The 19797-nt window shown below is 45.0% G+C and carries 16 protein-coding genes; 10 read left to right on the top strand and 6 right to left on the bottom strand.

Translation table 11 applies throughout. The features are described 5' to 3' along the window. Entirely contained in the window at positions 1 to 741 is a 741-nt protein-coding gene (locus PGR74_RS11160; protein ID WP_041502386.1) for a biotin--[acetyl-CoA-carboxylase] ligase, read from the bottom strand. A gap of 153 nt (positions 742 to 894) precedes the next feature. Beyond that, entirely contained in the window at positions 895 to 1473 is a 579-nt protein-coding gene (gene rbr, locus PGR74_RS11155; protein ID WP_041502387.1) for a rubrerythrin, read from the bottom strand. Between the two features lie 197 nt (positions 1474 to 1670). Here rbr and PGR74_RS11150 point away from each other — a divergent pair, with 197 nt between their 5' ends. The 5 genes from PGR74_RS11150 (at position 1671) to PGR74_RS11130 (ending at position 6646) form a co-directional block, all read left to right on the top strand. After that, on the top strand, positions 1671 to 2363 hold the full coding sequence (locus PGR74_RS11150; RefSeq protein WP_041502388.1) for a 4Fe-4S dicluster domain-containing protein: 693 nt from the start codon (positions 1671 to 1673) through the stop codon (positions 2361 to 2363). Positions 2364 to 2405: 42 nt separating this feature from the next. Beyond that, positions 2406 to 3479, top strand: coding sequence for a CoB--CoM heterodisulfide reductase iron-sulfur subunit B family protein (locus tag PGR74_RS11145; RefSeq protein ID WP_041502389.1), 1074 nt, complete (start codon positions 2406 to 2408; stop codon positions 3477 to 3479). Positions 3480 to 3503: 24 nt separating this feature from the next. Then, complete coding sequence (locus PGR74_RS11140; RefSeq protein ID WP_041502390.1) at positions 3504 to 4523, top strand: FAD-dependent oxidoreductase; 1020 nt, start codon at positions 3504 to 3506, stop codon at positions 4521 to 4523. A gap of 82 nt (positions 4524 to 4605) precedes the next feature. Then, positions 4606 to 4875 carry a 4Fe-4S dicluster domain-containing protein gene (locus PGR74_RS11135; protein ID WP_333492324.1) on the top strand — a complete coding sequence of 90 codons (270 nt, stop codon included), beginning with the start codon at positions 4606 to 4608 and terminating at the stop codon, positions 4873 to 4875. Positions 4876 to 5095: 220 nt separating this feature from the next. Further along, positions 5096 to 6646 (top strand): (Fe-S)-binding protein, encoded by a 1551-nt coding sequence (locus tag PGR74_RS11130; RefSeq protein ID WP_235375033.1) that lies wholly within the window; start codon positions 5096 to 5098, stop codon positions 6644 to 6646. Between the two features lie 181 nt (positions 6647 to 6827). Here PGR74_RS11130 and PGR74_RS11125 read toward each other — a convergent pair whose 3' ends face one another. The 3 genes from PGR74_RS11125 to rpsO all read right to left on the bottom strand — a co-directional run bounded on the left by PGR74_RS11125 (position 6828) and on the right by rpsO (position 10780). Further along, positions 6828 to 7928, bottom strand: a complete 1101-nt coding sequence (locus PGR74_RS11125; RefSeq protein WP_041502393.1) for a PdxA family dehydrogenase — start codon at positions 7926 to 7928, stop codon at positions 6828 to 6830. Between the two features lie 268 nt (positions 7929 to 8196). Continuing rightward, a complete protein-coding gene (gene pnp / locus PGR74_RS11120) occupies positions 8197 to 10392 on the bottom strand; it encodes a polyribonucleotide nucleotidyltransferase (RefSeq protein WP_041502394.1) in 2196 nt (731 codons plus the stop codon). Between the two features lie 118 nt (positions 10393 to 10510). Continuing rightward, complete coding sequence (gene rpsO / locus PGR74_RS11115) at positions 10511 to 10780, bottom strand: 30S ribosomal protein S15 (RefSeq protein WP_041502395.1); 270 nt, start codon at positions 10778 to 10780, stop codon at positions 10511 to 10513. Between the two features lie 245 nt (positions 10781 to 11025). Between rpsO and PGR74_RS11110 the strand changes: the two genes are divergently transcribed. Together PGR74_RS11110 and PGR74_RS11105 are read left to right on the top strand one after the other, a co-directional pair. Further along, entirely contained in the window at positions 11026 to 11724 is a 699-nt protein-coding gene (locus PGR74_RS11110; protein ID WP_082027444.1) for a DUF1573 domain-containing protein, read from the top strand. Between the two features lie 304 nt (positions 11725 to 12028). Next, positions 12029 to 14518 carry an endonuclease MutS2 gene (locus PGR74_RS11105; RefSeq protein ID WP_270517165.1) on the top strand — a complete coding sequence of 830 codons (2490 nt, stop codon included), beginning with the start codon at positions 12029 to 12031 and terminating at the stop codon, positions 14516 to 14518. Between the two features lie 227 nt (positions 14519 to 14745). On the opposite strand, the gene PGR74_RS11100 is transcribed toward PGR74_RS11105, so the two are convergent. Further along, positions 14746 to 15087: a helix-turn-helix domain-containing protein gene (locus PGR74_RS11100; RefSeq protein ID WP_070807436.1), complete on the bottom strand. Its 342-nt coding sequence runs from the start codon at positions 15085 to 15087 to the stop codon at positions 14746 to 14748. A gap of 130 nt (positions 15088 to 15217) precedes the next feature. On the opposite strand from PGR74_RS11100, the gene PGR74_RS11095 reads away from it, so the two are divergent. From PGR74_RS11095 to PGR74_RS11085, 3 genes are all read left to right on the top strand, one after another. Beyond that, positions 15218 to 15349, top strand: a complete 132-nt coding sequence (locus PGR74_RS11095; protein WP_262509232.1) for a hypothetical protein — start codon at positions 15218 to 15220, stop codon at positions 15347 to 15349. Positions 15350 to 15448: 99 nt separating this feature from the next. Then, complete coding sequence (locus tag PGR74_RS11090; protein ID WP_270517162.1) at positions 15449 to 18358, top strand: PL29 family lyase N-terminal domain-containing protein; 2910 nt, start codon at positions 15449 to 15451, stop codon at positions 18356 to 18358. Between the two features lie 217 nt (positions 18359 to 18575). Further along, a partial coding sequence (locus tag PGR74_RS11085) for an arginine deiminase (RefSeq protein ID WP_270517160.1) occupies positions 18576 to 19797 on the top strand: 1222 nt, incomplete at its 3' end.

The raw sequence follows: 19797 nt of genomic DNA, 5'->3' as shown, positions 1-19797 counted from the left end.
CTAAAGATACGCCACCTCTTTAAAACCGTAAATCCGCTCTTTTCCCTCCGTATCTCTCAACAGGAGCTGTCCGTATTCATTTATACCCAGAACAGAGGCTTCGAAAGTCCCTTGCCCGTCTCTCCAGCGAAACATACCTTCCCGACGATAAAGTCCGGATACGAAATCCTTTTCTAATTTATCGTAATCATAAACTTGCTCGTATCTTCGACCTATTGCAGACAACAACTCGGCTAACGCTTCGGTCAGATCCTTCTCTTTTCCAGTCAATTGCACGAGGGAGACCGGATTAGGAGCATCCGATAAAAAACGGGATTGGTTTACATTCAACCCGATGCCGCAAAAAGAAAAAGCGACCTTCTTCCCCACAACCGTATGTTCGATCAATATTCCTGCGATCTTTCGTTCGCCCGCGTAGACATCATTCGGCCACTTCACGGATACATCTTCCACATAACGGGAAAGGAAATCTCTTGCCCCCAAAGCGATCACCATCGACATGGCAAATTGCTCCCCCGCAAGTAAAGCCTCCGGTTTAAAAACAACGGTCATGGAGATATTTTTACCCGGTTCGCTCTCCCAACGGTTCCCCACCTGCCCCTTACCGTGCGTCTGCCGGTAAGTCAGAATCACCATTCTATCCTCCAACTCATTCCACCTCAAACGAGCGGCTTCACTATTGGTAGACTCCAATTCGTCATACTCGAGAATTCGGAATCCACTTAATCGATATTCCTGCATACCCATTGTCTTTAACCAAGCAAAAATAACAAGAATAGTCGAATCTTCCTCATAAATTCAAAAACAAAAGATGCCGTCCCCAAAAAAGACAGCATCTTTTACATTTCCCGAAATCGTCTAAAACAGAAGACCTGCTTCAACCGAATACCCACATCAGTAGTTCTCCTTAAATAATTCGAAATAAGCTTGCGGATGCAAACAAGCCGGACAAACTTTAGGAGCTTCCGGTCCCTCATGGATATAACCGCACCTCCGACAATACCACCTCGTCGGTTGAGAACGTCTAAATACGATATCCTCATCTAAATTCGACAAAAGTTTCAGGTAACGGGCCTCGTGATTTTTTTCGGCTTCAATAATCATCCGGTACATCGTGGCAATTTTTTTAAATCCCTCTTCCTCTGCAACCCGGGCAAATTCAGGATAAAGATGATGCCATTCATCGTATTCCCCCTCTGCCGCCTCTCGCAAATTATTGGCCGTATCCGAAATAATTCCGTTAGGATAAGAAGCTGTTATCTCCAACATACCTCCCGGCAACTCGCTGAAAAAACGCTTCGCGTGTATCTCTTCCTGAAGAGCCGTCTCGTAAAATATCCCCGCAATTTGCTCGTACCCTTCTTTTTTAGCCACTTCGGAAAAGAACGTATACCGATTCTTTGCCTGTGATTCTCCGGCAAATGATTTTAAAAGATTGGCTTCCGTTAAAGTCCCTTTAATCTTCTGTTCCATAAAATAATTGTTTAAAGTGATTCATATCTTTTGTATACGGAAAGCAAAAATCTAAGTTTCAAACGGATGGTAAAGGGGTGGTATAAATACACATTCGTAATAGGTATTTGCCTCCTTTAATATACCGATCATAAGGTTTAATTTTGCAAAATCTCATCGTATGGGAAATTTTTTATAAAACGGTAAAATCGAAAGACATGTCCGAGATATTAAAAAAATTACGCGAAGACATCCATTTCATCGAGGGAATGAACAGCTGCATGAATTGCGGGGTATGTACGGCAATCTGTCCTGCTGCCGAATTCTACAACTACGACCCGCGCATGATCGTGGAGACCGTTCAACGGGGTGACGAAAAAGAAATTGAAAATTTACTGAAAAGCGATACCATCTGGTATTGCGGAGAATGTATGTCTTGCAAGACCCGCTGTCCTCGCTGTAATACCCCGGGACTTATCATCATGGCGTTGCGTCGGGCCTCCCAGGAATTAGGTTATTTCGTTTATTCCGAAAAGGGACGCCAGCAATATGCCCTCAAGCATGTCATCGGAGAATCGGTACTAAAACGGGGATATTGCGTGACTCCCGACCTGGTCAAACCGGAAATGCACCCCGAACAGGGACCGGTATGGGAATGGATATACGAACACCTCGACGACGTGTATGACCGTTTACATTCCAATTACCGGAAACCGGGAGCAGGAGCCATGAGGGAAATCAACGCGGAAAGCATGCAGGAACTCCGGGAGATATTCAACGTTACCGGCGGGACCGAATTTATGAACCACATCGAACAATGCTCGCGAGACAAAGCGAAAGAGACCGGTACCGACCTGGAAGAATCCTATTTCCTGAAAACTTATATGGAGAACAGCAACAACCACCAGTAAGGTCATTCAAAATCGTAAATCATAAACCGTAAATAGCATAGTATGAATCTCGAGGGAAAACAACAAATATGGAAAGACTATCAAAAAGAGATTGCCGATGATAAATACTACTACGCGAGGAGTTGTATCCGTCAGACTTTCTTTCCCGGATCGGAGTGGGCTTATGTGGATATCATGAAAAACAAACTGGGAAAAGACCTGTTGGATGATCCCCGCCATACAACGTGTACCGGAATAGGCTACCATTCCGACATCGTCCCTGCCGAAACCATTATGACGGTCGTCGCCCGCCATTTCGCGTTAATGACAGAAGCAGGATACGAGAATATGACGCCCTCTTGCATCACCTCTTTCGGTATATATACGGAAATCTTAGAGACTTGGGAACACCATCCCGAAATAGAGGAAAAAATACGCGAATACCTTTGGAAAGCCACAAAACGGGAATTCAACAAACCGAAGAACTTAGCTCATACCTCCGACGTGATGTATAAATTCCGGAATGAGATCTTTCAACAAGCTCAATACAAACTCGTCGATGTACACACCGGCAAACCGCTCCGGGGAGTGGATCATATCGGTTGTCACTATTCTAAAATGTTTCCCACCAAAGGCATCGGTGGAGCGGAATTTCCGGCAGTACTTTCAGGCATGATCTATGCTTGGGGAGGGGACGTTATCGACTATCCGGAACGACGCCACTGTTGCGGATTCGGATTCCGGCAATACTTAGTCATGGCGAACCGGGGATATTCCGTGGCAAACTCCAAGAAAAAATTCGAGTCCATGCAACCTTACGAACCGGATTTCATCGTGGCCAACTGCCCGGGATGTGCCATGTTTTTAGATAAATGGCAATACACGATCAGCGAAATGGAAGGCATCACGTACGGTCCCGACGGCTATGGAATCCCCGTACTGACTTACGAGGAGTTAGCCGCGTTGGTGTTAGGATACGATCCCTGGGAAATAGGGCTGCAAATGCATCAGGTATCCGTCGAACCTCTCCTCGATAAAATGGGGGTCCGCTACGATCCCGAAGCCAAATATAAAAATAAAAAAGGGGAGGATATCGGCCGCCCGAAGTGCCCTACATATCTAAAAATCAGAGAATAAACATCACAAATTAAAACAAGATAGATGGAAACCGTTATCATCATAGGAGCAGGACCGGCAGGATGTGAAGCCGCCTATCAATTGGCCAACCAAAATATCCGCGTGGAATTAGTGGAAAAAAACAATGAAACGGGAGGTAACCTGAATAACTGGTACCAGCTATTTCCAGACCGGAAATATGCCCAAACCCTTAACGACCAACTGAAAAAGCACCTGAATCATCCTAACATCAACCTACACGTGGGAATGGAACCCCGGAAAACAGAAAAATCGAAAGAAGGAAACTATTCGGTATTACTGAGTGACGGCAGCCTGATAGAAGGAAAAGCCATGTTGATAACGACGGGTTTCAGATTATTCGACGCCAGACGAAAAGAAGAGTACGGTTACGGTATATACGAAAACGTGATCACCTCCGTCGAATTGGAAAACATGTTCTATAATCACTCCATCCGAACCCGTAAAGGCAAAATACCCCAAAGGATAGGAGTCATTCATTGTGTCGGTTCCCGTGACGAAAAGGTATGCAATTACCATTGCTCCAAACTATGTTGTATTACCGGGGTAAAGCAAGCCATTGAGTTACGGGAATTGCTTCCGGAAGCCGAAATTTTCTGTTTCTACATGGATATGCGCATGTTCGGACCGGGGTATGAAGAGATGTACCGGGAAGCACAGGAAAAATATAACATTAAATTTGTTCGGGGACGACTTTCGGAAGCCGCTGAAAACATGGAAAAGCAAATCATCATTAAAGTGGAAGACACATTAGTCGGTAAACCGTTGCGAATGACTCTCGACATGATGGTTTTATTGATCGGCATGGAATCTTCCGAAGGCAATCGTTATATGGCGCAAGCACTGGGACTGGAGCTGGCTCCGAACGGTTTTATCAAATCGCAAGATCCTCACTATCGGAACAACCTGACCAACAAGGAAGGCATTTTTATAGCGGGATGCAGCGGGGCCCCGATGAACCTAACCGACACCTTAGCCGATGCCCGTTCTGCCGCAACCCATATTTCGGAATACGTGAAACAATAAAAGAAAGCAGACTGTCATGAATTTTTGGGGATTTAACATATCGGAGACCAGAAGTATCAACTACGATACAAACGACAAGGGCATGATGGAATATGTAGCAAAAGAGGTGCCCAGCAGTAAACTTTGTATCGGATGCGGAGGCTGTACAGCCGGCTGTACGGCGGGCAATCTGACTGATTTTAATATCCGGAAAATTCAGATGCTGATGAAACGGGGAGAATACAAAGAAGCGAGAGAACAACTACATAAATGTATGTTATGCGGAAAATGCATGTTGGTATGTCCCCGCGGGGTGGAAACCCGGAAAATGATTTTAGTAATGGAAAACTATATTAAAAACAACTCGAAATAAAGAGCTTATGTATTACGATCATTTTGTTTTACCCTTTACTATCGGGCTCAATATATTACTAATCTATTTGTGTTTCAAATACTACAGATGGATCAAAAGTTTTCCGAAAGCAGACCGGATAAAAATACGAAAAGGATTGTTTTCAACCCGGACAATCCGTTCCGCGAAAGAAATTTTTCAAGAAAGTTTAATACATCGCAATATATTCAGAACCAATCCTATGTTGGGATATATGCATATGACCTTTGCTTTCGGTTGGTTTCTGTTGATCGTCATCGGAAAGATCGAATCCATGGTCTACCACACGAGTGCGTTCAATCCGCCCTATTTCGCCATCTTTTTCCGTTACTTCCATCCGGCAAAGGAAACCTTCCCGTATAGTGAAACCTTTGCCTTCCTGATGGATACGATTTTGTTGTTTTTATTGATCGGAATCCTACTGGCCGTAACCAAACGCTTCTATTCCGCCTTATTCGGAATGAAAAAAACGACCAATCAGAAACCTTACGACCTGCTCATCCTGACCGTATTATGGCTTATTTTCCCGGTTCGCTTTTTAGCGGAAAGTTTTACCAGCGGGACAAACGGGGCCGGTAGTTACCTTACTTATAACGCTGGAAACTTCTTCGCCCAGTATCTTCCGGTGGAACATCTCTCCTATGCGGCGTGGTGGACCTACTCCTCCTTGCTCGGGCTATTTTTTCTGCTTCTCCCGTTCTCGAGATACATGCACATTCCCACGGAAATGGTCTATATTTTCCTGAAAAACTGGGGAATAAAACAAGGGAAGAAATACAACGGTTTCAGTGAAATACAAGTCAACGCCTGTTCCCGATGCGGAATATGTATCAATGCTTGTCAGCTAAATTCTTCCTGTGAAATAAACGATGTACAACCGGTCTATTTCTTACGCCGGCTAAGAGATAAAAAAGAGTATGACAAACAGGCCGAAAACTGTCTGATGTGCGGCAGATGCGAACAATCCTGTCCTGTCGGCATCAACCTGAATGCCATTCGGCTCAGTAAACGCCCGGATATAAACAGAGTCACGAAGGAGACTTACGCGTACATCCCCCAACCGGATATCCAACCGGCCAAAGTAGCTTATTTTGCCGGTTGCATGAGCCACCTGACTCCGGGTATTATAAAATCCATGCGACAAATTTTCGAACGGGCCCACGTAGACTACACTTTCATCGACAAAGAAGCCGGTATTTGTTGCGGACGTCCGTCTGCCCTCAGCGGTAACTGGAATGCCGCAAAAATCATCATGGATCACAACCAGGAAGCGATCGAGGCTTCCGGGGCACAGATTTTAGTAACCTCCTGTCCGATCTGTTATAAAACTTTCAAAGAAGATTATACGCTGAAGTTACAAATTATGCATCACACGGAATACCTCGACCTTCTGATCGAAAACGGTCAGCTTCAAGTCCGCTCCAACGATCTGAAGACCGTGTTCCATAATCCTTGCGAATTGGGTAGAGGATGCGGAGTCGTGGAAGCTCCTGAAAATGTCTTAAAACAGGTGAGTCGTAAAATAGCCACAGCCTACGACGGGAAAAAATCGCTTTGTTGCGGGGGCAGCTTAGCCAACACGGCCATCGATTCGAACCAAAAGACAAAAATCAGTACAGATACCGTGAAAGCCTATGCCGCCTATCAACCCGATGTGATCGTTACTGCCTGTCCCCTTTGCAAAAAGACCCTCATGAAAACGTCCCAGAACATTCCGGTAAAAGACATAGCGGAAGTCGTGGCCGACAATTAATAATCGGCAATTGGAGAGGGACGATCTTAAATAAAAAAATAAGTGATTAAGAACTTAATCACTTATTAACCGTATCTTCCAATCTACAAAATTACATCCGAAACTATTCGCTCCCCCTCAATCACATAATCTCCGAATCCCTCAATCACTTATCCTTACAATTTAGACCGCTTGTTCGTTTTCAATCGTCTATTTCCTCCCTCACTCCTTCGATCTGCTCCACGTTCAGATCGGTTTCGTTACTGCCGGATGCAATATCATAATGAGGCAGTGGGTTTTCCTGAAGGAATAAATTCTGTTGACGATTATTAAAAACATCCATAGCCAAATAGACGGCATTCCTCAATCCCTGTTCGTCAGCTACTCCCTGCCCGGCGATATCGTACCCCGCATCGTCTAAAGAAGAGGTGCAAACGACAGGTACTCCCGCCACATAAAAAGCCCCGTTATCTTCCTGGATCGTACTGAAAGGAACAGCTCCCTGGTCATGATACATGGCCAAAACCGCATCGAACTTCTTGTACATCTGTTCCGCAAAGAAACGGTCTGCCGCGAAAGGCCCTATGGCAATGACACCTTTCTCCCGGGCACGTTCAATAGCCGGATGGATCACGTTAATTTCCTCTTCCGTCAACTGTTTGCAATCCACTTGGGGATTTAACCCCAACACGGCGATTTTAGGTTTCTGAATCGTAAAATCCAACTTCAACGCATCGTTCAACAGATTCAACTTCCTCTCGATATTTTTTACCGTAATTTGATGGGGAACATCACGAAATTTCACGTACTCCGTCACAAACCCTATCTTTATATTATCGTTCACCAAAATAGACATAGCCTCCGGCTTATTGTACCGTTTCGACAGGTATTCGGTCAAAGAACCTACCTCCTCCAAAGCGAAACTTGAATTTCCCTGCGGAGTAACGACCAGCACATCGACAGCCTCCTTGTCCAATTGTCCTAACGCGTAAGCGAGAGCTGTCATAGATGCGGCATCCGATTCGGAGGTCTCCTGACCGATATCCACCTTCACGTTATCGTCAACGCAGTTAACTACATTTCCTCTTTTCGGATTGGCTTCCGAAGCTTCCCGAATCGTATTCAGACTAAAATTCTCCACATTCAACGCCTTCCGGTAATAAGCAGCAACCTTGGGTGAACCGTAAAGAACGGGAGTACATAATTCACAAATTCTATTCTCGGCCAATAATTTTATGATCAACTCATAAGATATACCGTTCACATCCCCTTGCGTAATCCCTACTTTTAATCTGTTTTCCATAATACTGATTATTTCATTTTCGCAAAGGTAAGAAAAAACAGTTAAAAAAGAACGAGGCGGCCCAAAAAGAAAGCAGGCCGCCTCGTTTCTTCCATTTCTGAATATTTTCAAAAATACGGATAATTCAACTCTATATCGTCAATCCGTAATCGTGACTCTCTCCCCCAATCACATCCTATCACGGAGTCCCTTAATCACGGAATCTCGAAATCTCAGAATCTCGATAATCACCCAATCCCTGAATTACCCCATTTTTAATTACCGAATCTTATTCCGGTTTATTTTCTTTCCGTTCCGGTCTTTGGGGGCGAGGTCCGCGATTCGGACGTTCTCCTCTCTCCTCTCCCTCCGGACGTTCCGGTTTCGGAAGCAAAACTTTTCTGGAAAGTTTAAACTTACCGGTTTTCGGATCGATATCGATCAATTTCACTTGGATCTTATCTCCCTCCTTCAAAGCATCTTCTACTTTCTCCAAGCGCTTGTGGTCAATTTCGGAAATATGAAGCAATCCGTCTTTTCCCGGCAGGAATTCCACGAAAGCACCGAAAGTCGTGATATTCTTTACCACACCCTCGTATACCTCGCCGATCTCCGGCTTGCTGGCAATCGCTTTAATCCGTGCCACGGCAATAGCGATAGACTCGGCATTAGAGGCGGAAATATCTACTATACCTTGATTGCCGACCTCTTCGATAACCACGACAGCCCCGGATTTCTCCTGAATATCTTGTATGATCTTACCGCCGGGGCCAATGATCGCACCGATCTGATCCTTATCGACCGTCAAAGTAACCATACGGGGAGCATGCGGTTTCAGATCCGGACGCGGTTCCGGTAAAGTCTCCTTAATAATATTCATAATATGCAAACGTCCCCTTCTGGCCTGATCCAGGGCTTTCTCCAAAATTTCATAGGGAAGCCCGTCCACTTTTATATCCATCTGGGTAGCCGTAATACCATCCACCGTTCCGGTCACCTTAAAGTCCATATCGCCCAAATGATCCTCATCACCTAAGATATCCGACAACACGGCATACTTGGCGCATCCTTTATCGGTAATCAACCCCATGGCAATACCCGTTACCGGCTTCTTCATCGGAATTCCGGCATCCATAATCGCCAGTGTTCCGGCACAGACCGTAGCCATAGAAGAGGAACCGTTGGATTCCAATATATCGGAAACCACACGTACGGTATACGGATAATTATCAGGCAACATCACTTTCAAGGCGCGATGAGCCAAATTCCCGTGACCTACTTCCCGGCGTCCCACTCCCCTCGAAGGCTTCGCCTCACCGGTAGAGAAGGGCGGGAAATTATAGTGCAATAAGAATTTTTCTTTTCCCTGTTCGGTAGCTTCGTCCACGATCTTCTCGTCTAACTTCGTTCCCAAGGTTACCGTTGCCAAAGCCTGTGTTTCGCCCCGGGTAAAGACTGCAGACCCGTGAGGACCCGGCAAATAACCCACTTCACACCATATCGGACGAATTTGTTCTGTCGTACGACCGTCCAGACGAAGTCCCTCGTCCAAAATCATCCGGCGAACGGCCTCCTTCTCCACGTCGTGGTAATAACGTCCTACCATCATTTTTTTCTCTTCCCTCTCCTCTTCCGGAATCGTCTCCAGGTATCCTTCTCTCACTTCGGCAAACAACTTCTCGCGCAAATGCTTGTCGGCATTACATTGACGAGCGACCGCATAGGCTTTGTCATAACACTTTTCCCATACATCCTTACGCAACTCCTCGTCGTTCACCTCGTGGCAATACGTTCTCTTCTCCTTGTTCACGGCAGCAGCCAGTTCCATCTGGATCTGACATTGTTCCTTGATAGCCTCGTGGGCGAACTTAATGGCATCCAACATCTCTTTTTCAGATACCTCTTTCATTTCACCCTCCACCATCATGATATTATCCATCGTGGCGGCTACCATAATATCCAAATCGACCTCTGCCATCTGGCTCTTCGTCGGGTTAATCACGAACTCCCCGTTGATACGGGCCACGCGCACCTCTGAAATCGGTCCGTGAAAAGGGATATCGCTCACGGCAATAGCAGCCGAAGCGGCTAATCCGGCTAAAGAATCCGGCATTGACTCTTCGTCGGCTGAATACAAGGTCACCTGTACGAAAGTCTCCGCATGATAATCATCCGGAAACAACGGACGCAAAGCCCGGTCGATCAAACGAGAAACCAAAATCTCGTAATCGGACGCCCTTCCCTCTCTCCGCGTAAATCCTCCCGGGAAACGACCGACAGCGGAAAATTTCTCTTTATAATCCACGGACAACGGCATAAAATCCACGTCCGGCCCAGCTTCCTGAGCTGAAACAACAGTTGCCAGAATCATCGTGTTGCCCATCTTTAACATGACGGCACCGTCAGCCTGCTTGGCCAACTTCCCGGTTTCCAGCGTAATTACCCGACCATCTTTCAGGGTAATACTCTTTTCAATCACATTCATAGTAATAAATAATACAGTTAAAATATCAATAATTTTAACGGAATTCTTTTAGACAAGGAGGAGGGAGGGAGGGTAAATAAAGCAAATCCGAGGAGTACCTCGGATTGCCTCTATGTAACTACTTACGTATATTCAATGCTTTAATAAGTGTACGATATCTTTCGATATCTTCTCTCTTCATGTAATCAAGCAGTGCTCTACGCTTTCCTACTAATTTGATCAATGATCTTTGCGTTGCAAAATCTTTATGATTTGCTTTCATGTGCTCAGTCAAATGAGCAATACGGTAGGAAAATAAAGCTACTTGTGACTCAACAGAGCCGGTATCCTTATTAGACTTCCCGTACGTTGAAAAAAGTTCTTCTTTCTTTTCTGATGTCAAATACATGATGTTCAGTCTTTTAATTTTAAAGTTTATTTTAACGCCGCAAAGATATACTTTATTACGATACAAAACAAGACATTTTAATTGTAGATTGCAAATTGACGATTGTAGAATACAAAGAGTTAGTAATTGAGAGATTACAATTTCAATTACCACAATCACATAAATGCTCAACCTTTTTAATTTACAATTTAAAATCGTCAATCTACAATCATCAATTATTTATATCTTTGCAAATAAAATAAGTAATGATCAGAAACTACATTATATTCATATTTCTGCTTTTTCCGACGTTGCTGTTCGCCCAGAAAGCAAAAATAGCCTTTGACTCCAAGGAGCATAATTTTGGCCGAATACAGGAAAAAGGGGGGAAAGTATCCTTTGAATTTACCTTTAAAAACGAAGGAGATTCTCCTCTTATCATTCGTCACGTGGAAGCCAGTTGCGGATGCACCGTTCCCAAATGGGACAAACGTCCCATACCGCCCGGAGGTACCGGATCGATTACCGTGACCTTCAATCCCCGCTCACGTCCCGGTAATCTTTTAAAAAAGATTGTCGTCTACACGAATGCCACTCCCCCGAACCATCTCCTGAAAATTACCGGGAAAGTTGTCGAGGAGCCTATCGATATTCAAAAGGAGTATCCTTTCGCCATAGGATCTCTGCGTTTCACGACCGATACCATCCGTTTGGACGCGCACCACCCGAAACAAATCATCGGTATGTTTCAAAATGAGAAGAAAAGAATCTCGTTAGATCGGATACAGAAACCGACCTATCTCGAATTGGACTACTCTCCCTTAATCATTCAAAAACAACAAAAAGGAGATATTATCATTACATTAAAAAACGATATGATGAGAAACGTTTCCCCTTCCGACACGCTTATTATCACGACCAGTGAAGGAGTACAAGGAAAATTCATTATCAAAATAGAAAAATAATCCCGAAATGATCAATAAAACATACAAAGTCAAAAGTATCACCGAATCCCTCAATCACAGATTCACCAATCCACCACCGCTTATTGTAAATTTCAGATTGTATTTTAGGGGAATTCTGCCATGCAATACTTTCGTGATTACGAGATAAATTTGAATCACCTAATCACTAAATCACCTAATCGCTCAATCCTTAAATCTACGATCCTCAATCTTTTTAATCACCCAATCACTTAATCACTTAATCATTTAATCACTTAATCATTTAATCACTTAATCATTTAATCATTTAATCACTTAATCATTTATGATTTATCCCGAAAACTTTGAATCTAAAATAAAATTCGACAAAATACGTCAGTTGATCTCTGCCTACTGCCTCAGCGATATGGGCAAAGAACTGGTCGACGCTCTATCGTTTATGACCGATCCGACGGCCATTCAGGCCGCCCTGGAAGAGACCGGGGAACTGATGCGCATCTGTCAGGAAGAAGACCATTTTCCGGTCTCCTTTTATCATGATGCGCGACCGTTTCTGACTCGAATCCGGGTAGAAGGACTTTTTTTAGAGGTTCATGAATTGGTGATACTGAAAAATTCATTAGAAGCACTAAACGCCATCATTCGCTTTTTCCGGGGAAAAGAGGAAAAATACCCCCGCCTAACGGCACAGGCAGGTAACCTGCAAATGTTTCCCTACATTCTGCAACGTCTCGACAACATAATCTCCAAATACGGAACCGTCAAAGATTCAGCCTCTCCGGAACTGAATACCATCCGACACGCCATCATGAAAAAGCAATCGGGTATCTCCCGGCGGATGCAGACACTCTTACAAAAAGCCCAGGAAGAGGGTTGGGCCGACAAAGAAAGTGCCGTATCCATCCGCGACGGCCGCATGGTCATTCCCGTTCCCTCGGCATTCAAACGTAAACTGAACGGTATCGTACATGACGAGTCGGCTACCGGAAAGACTTCCTATATCGAACCGACGGAGATTATCGAAACAAACAACGAGATACGGGAATTGCAATTGGAAGAAAAACGGGAAATCACCCGTATTTTAAAGCGGTTCGCCGATGACCTGCGTCCCTATATCGACGACCTGCTCCCGGCTTACGGTTTCATGGCTTTTGTCGATTTTGTCCGGGCAAAAGCGCTCTTCGCCTTAAACCTGAACGCTATCGTTCCGGTTTTCGAGAACACCCCTTCCATGTTATGGTACAAAGCCAAGCACCCCTTACTTTACCTGAACTATAAAACAAGCGGAAAAGAGGTTGTTCCGTTGAACTTAGAGATCGACGAAAAACAACGTATCATTCTGATATCCGGTCCCAATGCCGGAGGAAAATCTGTCTGTTTGCAGACCGCCGGCCTCCTCCAGTACATGTTCCAATGCGGCCTCCCCGTCCCGGTAGAAGAGAACAGTAAATTCGGTATTTTTCACAAGATATTAATCGACATCGGCGACGAACAATCCATCGATAACGACCTGAGTACTTATAGTTCACACCTCCTGAACATGAAAAATTTCGTGCGCTACGCCTCTTCCGATACCCTTATCCTGATCGATGAATTCGGTACCGGAACGGAACCCATGCTGGGGGGTGCCATTGCCGAAGCGATCCTGAACGCCTTAAACGACCGGCAGGTCCGGGGGGTGATCACCACCCACTACACCAACCTGAAACACTTTGCCTCCTCCGTTGCCGGAATAGAAAACGGGGCTATGCTTTACGACACCCATCACATGCTTCCCCTGTTCGAATTGGAGATCGGCAAACCAGGTTCTTCTTTCGCTTTCGAAATAGCGAAAAAGATCGGATTGCCGAAAGAAATTTTAGATGAGGCTGCCGGGAAGATCGGGGAAGAACATGTCAACTTCGACAAACACCTGAAAGAGATTATCCGGGACAAACGCCACTGGGAAGAGAAACGTAAACGGATACACCAAAACGAAAAACGGTTAGAAGAAATTCTCGCCAAATACCAAAAAGAATTGGATGAAGCCTCCAAACTCAGGAAAGAAGTATTGAAAGAAGCCAAAGAAAAAGCCCGGCAGATTATAGCCGGGGCAAACAAAACCATAGAAAACACGATCCGGGAAATCAAAGAAAGCCAAGCGGAAAAAGAACGAACGAAAACGGCAAGAACTGCCTTCGAACAGGAAAAAGAGCGTCTTTTTGACGAAAATACGGAAGAGGAAGAACGCCTGAAACGAAAGATCGAGAAATTGAAAAACCGGGAAAAAAACAGACGAACAAAAGGGCAACAACAACCCGGACAAATAGAAACGAGCCAAGAAGACGAAAAGGAAAAAACCGTCGTCTTTAAAAAAGGCGATCCGGTAAAAATCAACGACAATACCGTGGGAGAGATCATCGAAGTAAACGAGAAAACCGCGGTCGTCGCCTTAGGAGCTCTGCTGACCACGGTAAAACTGGAACGCTTGACAAAACTCTCCGGCAGTCAGGCTAAAAAATTAAAACAAAATAAACCTCAAACCGGTTATTCCAACTATTTGGAAAACATCAGTCAAAAACGGATGAGCTTTAAACCCGATATAGACGTCCGAGGCCTCCGGGGAGACGAAGCCCTGCAAAAGGTAGTCGCATTTATCGACGAGGCCGTCATGCTGAACATGAAAGATTTACGAATATTGCACGGCACGGGTACTGGGGCTCTCCGGCAAATCATCCGGGATTACTTAAAGACCAACCCTGTGGTCGGACATTTTGCCGACGAGCAAATACAACTCGGCGGAGCCGGAATCACGGTAATCAAATTGGACTTATAATTAGTTAAAACCGTAAGAATGACTTAGCCTTATCCGATCACCCAAAGCCGCTTTAATGTATCCATTGATTGTCGTACCCGCTTCTTGTACAAGCTGGGTTATACAGCCGAATTCAAGCGATCATACGGCCAAATTCAGTTTCAAAACAAAATTAATTCAGCCATTTCTGTCAGACGAACAGAATCATGAGCTCAAAAAAAACAAGCGAGATCAAAATCCCGCTTGTCCTATTTTTTTTCCTCTAAAAACTTAGTGATTAATTTCCGATAAACATCGTCCTCGACCTCCATCTCTACCATAACCTTCCTTTTGGAAGAAAGATTCTCCGATCTGCGACTACACGCCTCAACCACAACATTCTCCTCTCTCAACTTCTCCGAAAACAAACGGAACAAATCGATATTCAAGGCCATGCTGATTTTATACAACAAATCCGTGTCTATCGATTGACGCTTAAAAAGATGATATACCAGACTCCTCTCCTTATTGATCATCCGGGCAAATTGGCTGGCTGATAAGCCACTCTTTTCAAATTCCCTCTTAATTATTTCTCCTATATCCAATTCCATAATAAGCAAAATTACAAGATTTATCGGGAGAAAAGATTTAATGTTTGTGATATTATCCTACATTTTTGTTGAAAAATATTTGCACATGTGAATTTCAAAACATACTTTTGTGAAATAAAATCACATTTTAATGAAACATGTGGAAATATTCACACAAAATTATGATAAGGTTTTCACGGATAAAACGATAAAAAAAACAGGACAATATACCGGAGACGATTTTTTAACGGCATTAACCCATAAAAAAGGAGGTAGAAAATAAAAAAGACATTGAAAAAGAATAGAACCTAAATCCGAAACTATGAAAGAAGTTTCTATCGCGTGACTTCAAATTTTATTTACTAATATAATTTTAATACGTATGAATAAAAAAGGGAATTTTGCAAAAACCGCATTGTTATGTGCACTGCTTTATGGACTTGCAGGACCTACATTCGTCGGTTGTAAAGACTATGACGACGATATCAAAAACCTGCAAACACAAATCGACGCCAATAAAGAGGCTCTCGCTAAAATCAAAGACTTGATTGACAAAGGAGCTGTCGTGACGAAAGTAGAGACCGATAATGAAGGAGGTATCTTCTTAACTTTATCCGATGGAACGAAACACCACATCACCAAAGGTGATAAGGGGGAAGACGGAGCCGAAGGACCGCAAGGTCTTCCGGGAGCAACGGGAACAAACGGTAAAACACCGACCTTCTCCGTAATCGACGGAACTTTAGCTTATCAATACGAAGGTGAAGAACCTGTAAAAATCGAAGGAGCTACGCTTCCCAATATAACCGTAGACGATTTTGTTTTCACCTACGACGAAGAGACCAACCAATTATTACTGAACGGTAACCCAGTGGCAACCTTACCACAAGGACCAGAAGGACCAGCCGGAAAAGGTGTGGTAAAATTCGAAATCATCGACGGACACCTGTGGTGTACCTATACCGACGGCAATAAAGCCGACCTTGGCCAGGTAAAAGGCAACGACGGTACGACCCCGGAAGTACAAGCCCCGAAATTCGAATTCTCCATCGTGGACGGCAAACTGATGGTCAAAGACCTCAACAACCCGCAGGCACTACCTGCTGAAGCAGGTGACCTTAGCGGTATGTTCCAATTCGGAGCCGACGGAAACGGCAACTGGACCGTGAACGGAACCGTTGTCGGTCAAATCGCACAAAGCGTGAAATTGACCGTGGTGAACGACGTGCTTCACTTAAACGGAGTAGCTATCGAGCCGGAGATCCGGATGAACAGCAACATCTACATGATCAAAAACGCCAACGGAAGCATCACGATCAACATGCCGAAACAAGAAAACGAAACCATCGTGTACGAGCAGGTAACTCTTCCGACTGTGGAAATGCTGGGTGCCGCCCTGAGAAGCATCGCTTTTATCCCGACCAAGTTGGGCGACACGGACGTGGAGATCAATACACTGAATACCTATGCGACTATTGCTGAAATGACAGCTGCTTCCGGCGGAGAGATTTTGGCAGGTAACAAAAACGTGGAAATGTTATTCCAGGTATATCCGACCACCTTCGACCTGACACAAGCAACATTGAAGTTCAATACCGAAGCTCCTATCGCAAGAGCTGCCGGCCCGGCTTTCGGAACCCCGGTTATCGAAGCCGTTACGGGTACTCCCGGTAAGTTCAAAGTAACAGTTGCCGTAAACGGTTTACAAGAAGGTAAGGTATATCCCGTTTCCGTCGTGGTAAACGACGAGATCGCCTCTTCTTTTATCAAGATCGAAAACGCGGCTCCCCTGGCAAAAGCAGACGTGAATATCAAAACAATCAACGGAGAAGGTGTTGTCGGTAGCATACTTGCCAATACCCAAAGACAATTGAAATACAACAACACTACCGGTATCAGTTACCAGTTAGCTGTTGTAAGAGACGCAGACGATGTTTTATTGAATAATTTAGGTTTCACAACCGGTATCGAATTGGCATTTGCCGATCCGTCCGATCCGAGCAACGCCTATTTCGAGTTGGATCAAGCCACGCTGACCGTTAAAGCCAAAGCAACCAATACCCCGGCAGAAGCTCTCGAAAAAACATGTAACGTTATTTTCTACGCTAAAAACGGTGCGAACTACATCACCTCCAGCGTCGAAATCCCTTACATCCTGAAAGAGCAGGACGAAACGACACCGCCGACCCCGGGTACGATCCCGACGGCCTTCACGGCGACCTTGTCTGCGCAAAGAAACACAGGTGATGCTATTAACCTGAACACGGCAACGGGATGGAATTTCAATGCCATCGCCAACGAGTTGGTTATCTCCGCCACGACCTTAGAGGGATATACCTATAATACCTCGGCCGGAGACGGAAAATATACCGTGGAGATCGAAGGAGAATCTGCAGGAACTATAACTAATAGTAACTGGAGTGTAACCAACGTAGACGGTGTTCCCACGATCACAATCCCGGGAACGGCAGCAGTAGAGGATTACACCATCACGATCACCTACCAAAAAGATGCCGACACGAAAGTACAGGCTAAAGTGAACCTGACCGTAACGGAAGAGGCTTCTACCTTGCAAAAAGTACCCGGATTCTGGACGGAAGGAAATACCACGTTGAATATCAAAGGCAAACAAGCCGCCGGAGGTGATCCTCAAAACTGGGACATGAGTTTCGACCTGACGAAAGCCATGACCGTAACAGGTACTCAGACGTTGGCCTTCGAAATGGTTGACCCGAGTAATCCTTACGCTGAAATGAACGGGGACGGTAAGACATTGCAATTGAAATCAACAGCATTTGACGAGGGAGACCTTAGTGCCATTCAGGGAGTACAAGTGAAGGTAATCGTTAAGAACAGCGCGGATGCAGCAATTTACGAGGAAAATATCGTTGTAAAATACGTGAATCCGTTAGGAAACTTCACGAAAATAGCAGGTGCCGAATTTATTGCTTACAATGCAGCCGGAAACAACACGGTAGAAATCACCAAACAATTGTCCTTAAAGGCAATCGACGGTTTCGAACTTGTTGCCGGAAACGGCAAAATTGATGCGACCTCTCCTTCCGTATTCGAAGGAACAACCGAAATCGAGGTTTTCAATCAGGGTACTTCAACCCCTGCAATCAACGTGGCAGTCGATGCAAACGGATTGTTGACCTGGACGGTAGTTGAAGAAGCACGATTCACTGAAATCACCGTAGATGTAGTAGTGACCTACTCGACGAAATACGGTGACCGCACGATCACGATCCCGGTAACGATCAAACCGGCAAGTGAAGTGCCTGCACCTTAAAGGATAAAAAAGTTATGAAGATATAGCTTTAAATTTCAGACCAATGCAACCGTTCGGGAGCGAGTGCAAACTCCCGAGCAGGAGAGGGGGTACGGAGGTACCCCTTCTCTCTTTTTATGCATAATTATTTTCCCTTTTTGCATAATTATAGTGGTGATTTATACGATTTATCCTCCATTATATACTATTTTTGTGGTGTAAATCAAAAAAATACATTATGTCTAAGATTGTTGAGGTAAATGTTCAATCCGAAATCGGTAAACTAAACGGAGTGATACTCCACACGCCGGGAGAAGAGGTGGAAAACATGACTCCTGAAAACGCTGGCAGAGCACTCTACAGCGACATTTTAAACCTATCCATTGCCAAAAAAGAATACAAACAGCTCAGTGAGGTTTTGGGGAAACTGACCAAAACCTATCAGGTAAGAGACTTGTTGACAAACATTTTGAAAGACGACAAGATCAAGCAAACCGTGCTCGATCGGATCGAAAAAATCGAACCCTTTATCGCCGATGTTACCCCGAAAGGCTCCATCAAAGAGCGGTTATTGGATGAAAATGCGGAAGACCTGGCCCGTCTGCTCATCGAGGGAGTGGAGATGACACGCGACACGTTGACCAAATTCCTGAACAAGGATTGGTACGACCTGCGTCCGCTACACAACTTCTTTTTCACGAGAGATGCCTCCATGAGCATGTATAACGAGGTACTGATCGGTAAAATGGCCAATGCCGTACGCGATCGCGAATCCGTGATCATGCAGTCGATTTTCGACTTCACCCCGGAATTCAAAACCAAAACCCTGAACCTCGATCCGGCCTGCAACGCGGCCAGTCGCAAATGCACGATCGAGGGTGGCGACGTACTGATCGCGCGGGACGACATCTTAGTCATCGGAAACGGATGCCGTACCAACACTCACGCCATCGACATGCTGATGAACGAATTCATCAACCGCAAGGAAGAACGGGTACAACACATTCTCGTGCAGGAACTCCCGCACACCCCGGAATCCTTCATTCATCTCGATATGGTATTCACCTTCCTGGATCGGGATAAATGCATGGCGTACGAGCCCCTCATCATGAGCCCGGGCAACTACCAGACCGTACACATCAAAATCCAACACGGCAAACTGATCTCCATACGCCGGGAAAAGAACTTGCTGCATGCCTTAAAAAAATTGGGCATGGACCTGGAACCGGTATATTGCGGAGGAGAAGACGACACCTGGAATCAAGAACGCGAGCAATGGCATAGCGGGGCGAACTTCTTCTGTGTAGCCCCCGGAAAAGTGATCGGTTACGCCCGCAACAACTACACGGTAGACGCCATGAATCAGGCCGGATTCGAAATCATCCGTGCCAACGACGTCATCAACAACAAAATAGACCTGAAAAATTACGAAAAATACATGATCACCATCGAAGGCTCCG

This window comes from Sanguibacteroides sp. AM78-02pH3A (genome assembly GCF_027666085.1).
Taxonomy (GTDB): domain Bacteria; phylum Bacteroidota; class Bacteroidia; order Bacteroidales; family Marinifilaceae; genus Gabonibacter; species Gabonibacter massiliensis.
The sequence above is the reverse complement of the archived record's forward strand: the minus strand, read 5'-3'. Positions and strand labels throughout refer to the sequence as shown.

Bases quoted from the DNA above. Each gene is read 5' to 3' on its own strand.
- PGR74_RS11160 (WP_041502386.1), bottom strand. From the start codon at position 741: ATGCAGGAATATCGATTAAGTGGATTCCGAATTCTCGAGTATGACGAA.
- rbr (WP_041502387.1), bottom strand. From the start codon at position 1,473: ATGGAACAGAAGATTAAAGGGACTTTAACGGAAGCCAATCTTTTAAAA.
- PGR74_RS11150 (WP_041502388.1), top strand. From the start codon at position 1,671: ATGTCCGAGATATTAAAAAAATTACGCGAAGACATCCATTTCATCGAG.
- PGR74_RS11145 (WP_041502389.1), top strand. From the start codon at position 2,406: ATGAATCTCGAGGGAAAACAACAAATATGGAAAGACTATCAAAAAGAG.
- PGR74_RS11140 (WP_041502390.1), top strand. From the start codon at position 3,504: ATGGAAACCGTTATCATCATAGGAGCAGGACCGGCAGGATGTGAAGCC.
- PGR74_RS11135 (WP_333492324.1), top strand. From the start codon at position 4,606: ATGATGGAATATGTAGCAAAAGAGGTGCCCAGCAGTAAACTTTGTATC.
- PGR74_RS11130 (WP_235375033.1), top strand. From the start codon at position 5,096: ATGTTGGGATATATGCATATGACCTTTGCTTTCGGTTGGTTTCTGTTG.
- PGR74_RS11125 (WP_041502393.1), bottom strand. From the start codon at position 7,928: ATGGAAAACAGATTAAAAGTAGGGATTACGCAAGGGGATGTGAACGGT.
- pnp (WP_041502394.1), bottom strand. From the start codon at position 10,392: ATGAATGTGATTGAAAAGAGTATTACCCTGAAAGATGGTCGGGTAATT.
- rpsO (WP_041502395.1), bottom strand. From the start codon at position 10,780: ATGTATTTGACATCAGAAAAGAAAGAAGAACTTTTTTCAACGTACGGG.
- PGR74_RS11110 (WP_082027444.1), top strand. From the start codon at position 11,026: ATGATCAGAAACTACATTATATTCATATTTCTGCTTTTTCCGACGTTG.
- PGR74_RS11105 (WP_270517165.1), top strand. From the start codon at position 12,029: ATGATTTATCCCGAAAACTTTGAATCTAAAATAAAATTCGACAAAATA.
- PGR74_RS11100 (WP_070807436.1), bottom strand. From the start codon at position 15,087: ATGGAATTGGATATAGGAGAAATAATTAAGAGGGAATTTGAAAAGAGT.
- PGR74_RS11095 (WP_262509232.1), top strand. From the start codon at position 15,218: ATGAAACATGTGGAAATATTCACACAAAATTATGATAAGGTTTTCACG.
- PGR74_RS11090 (WP_270517162.1), top strand. From the start codon at position 15,449: ATGAATAAAAAAGGGAATTTTGCAAAAACCGCATTGTTATGTGCACTG.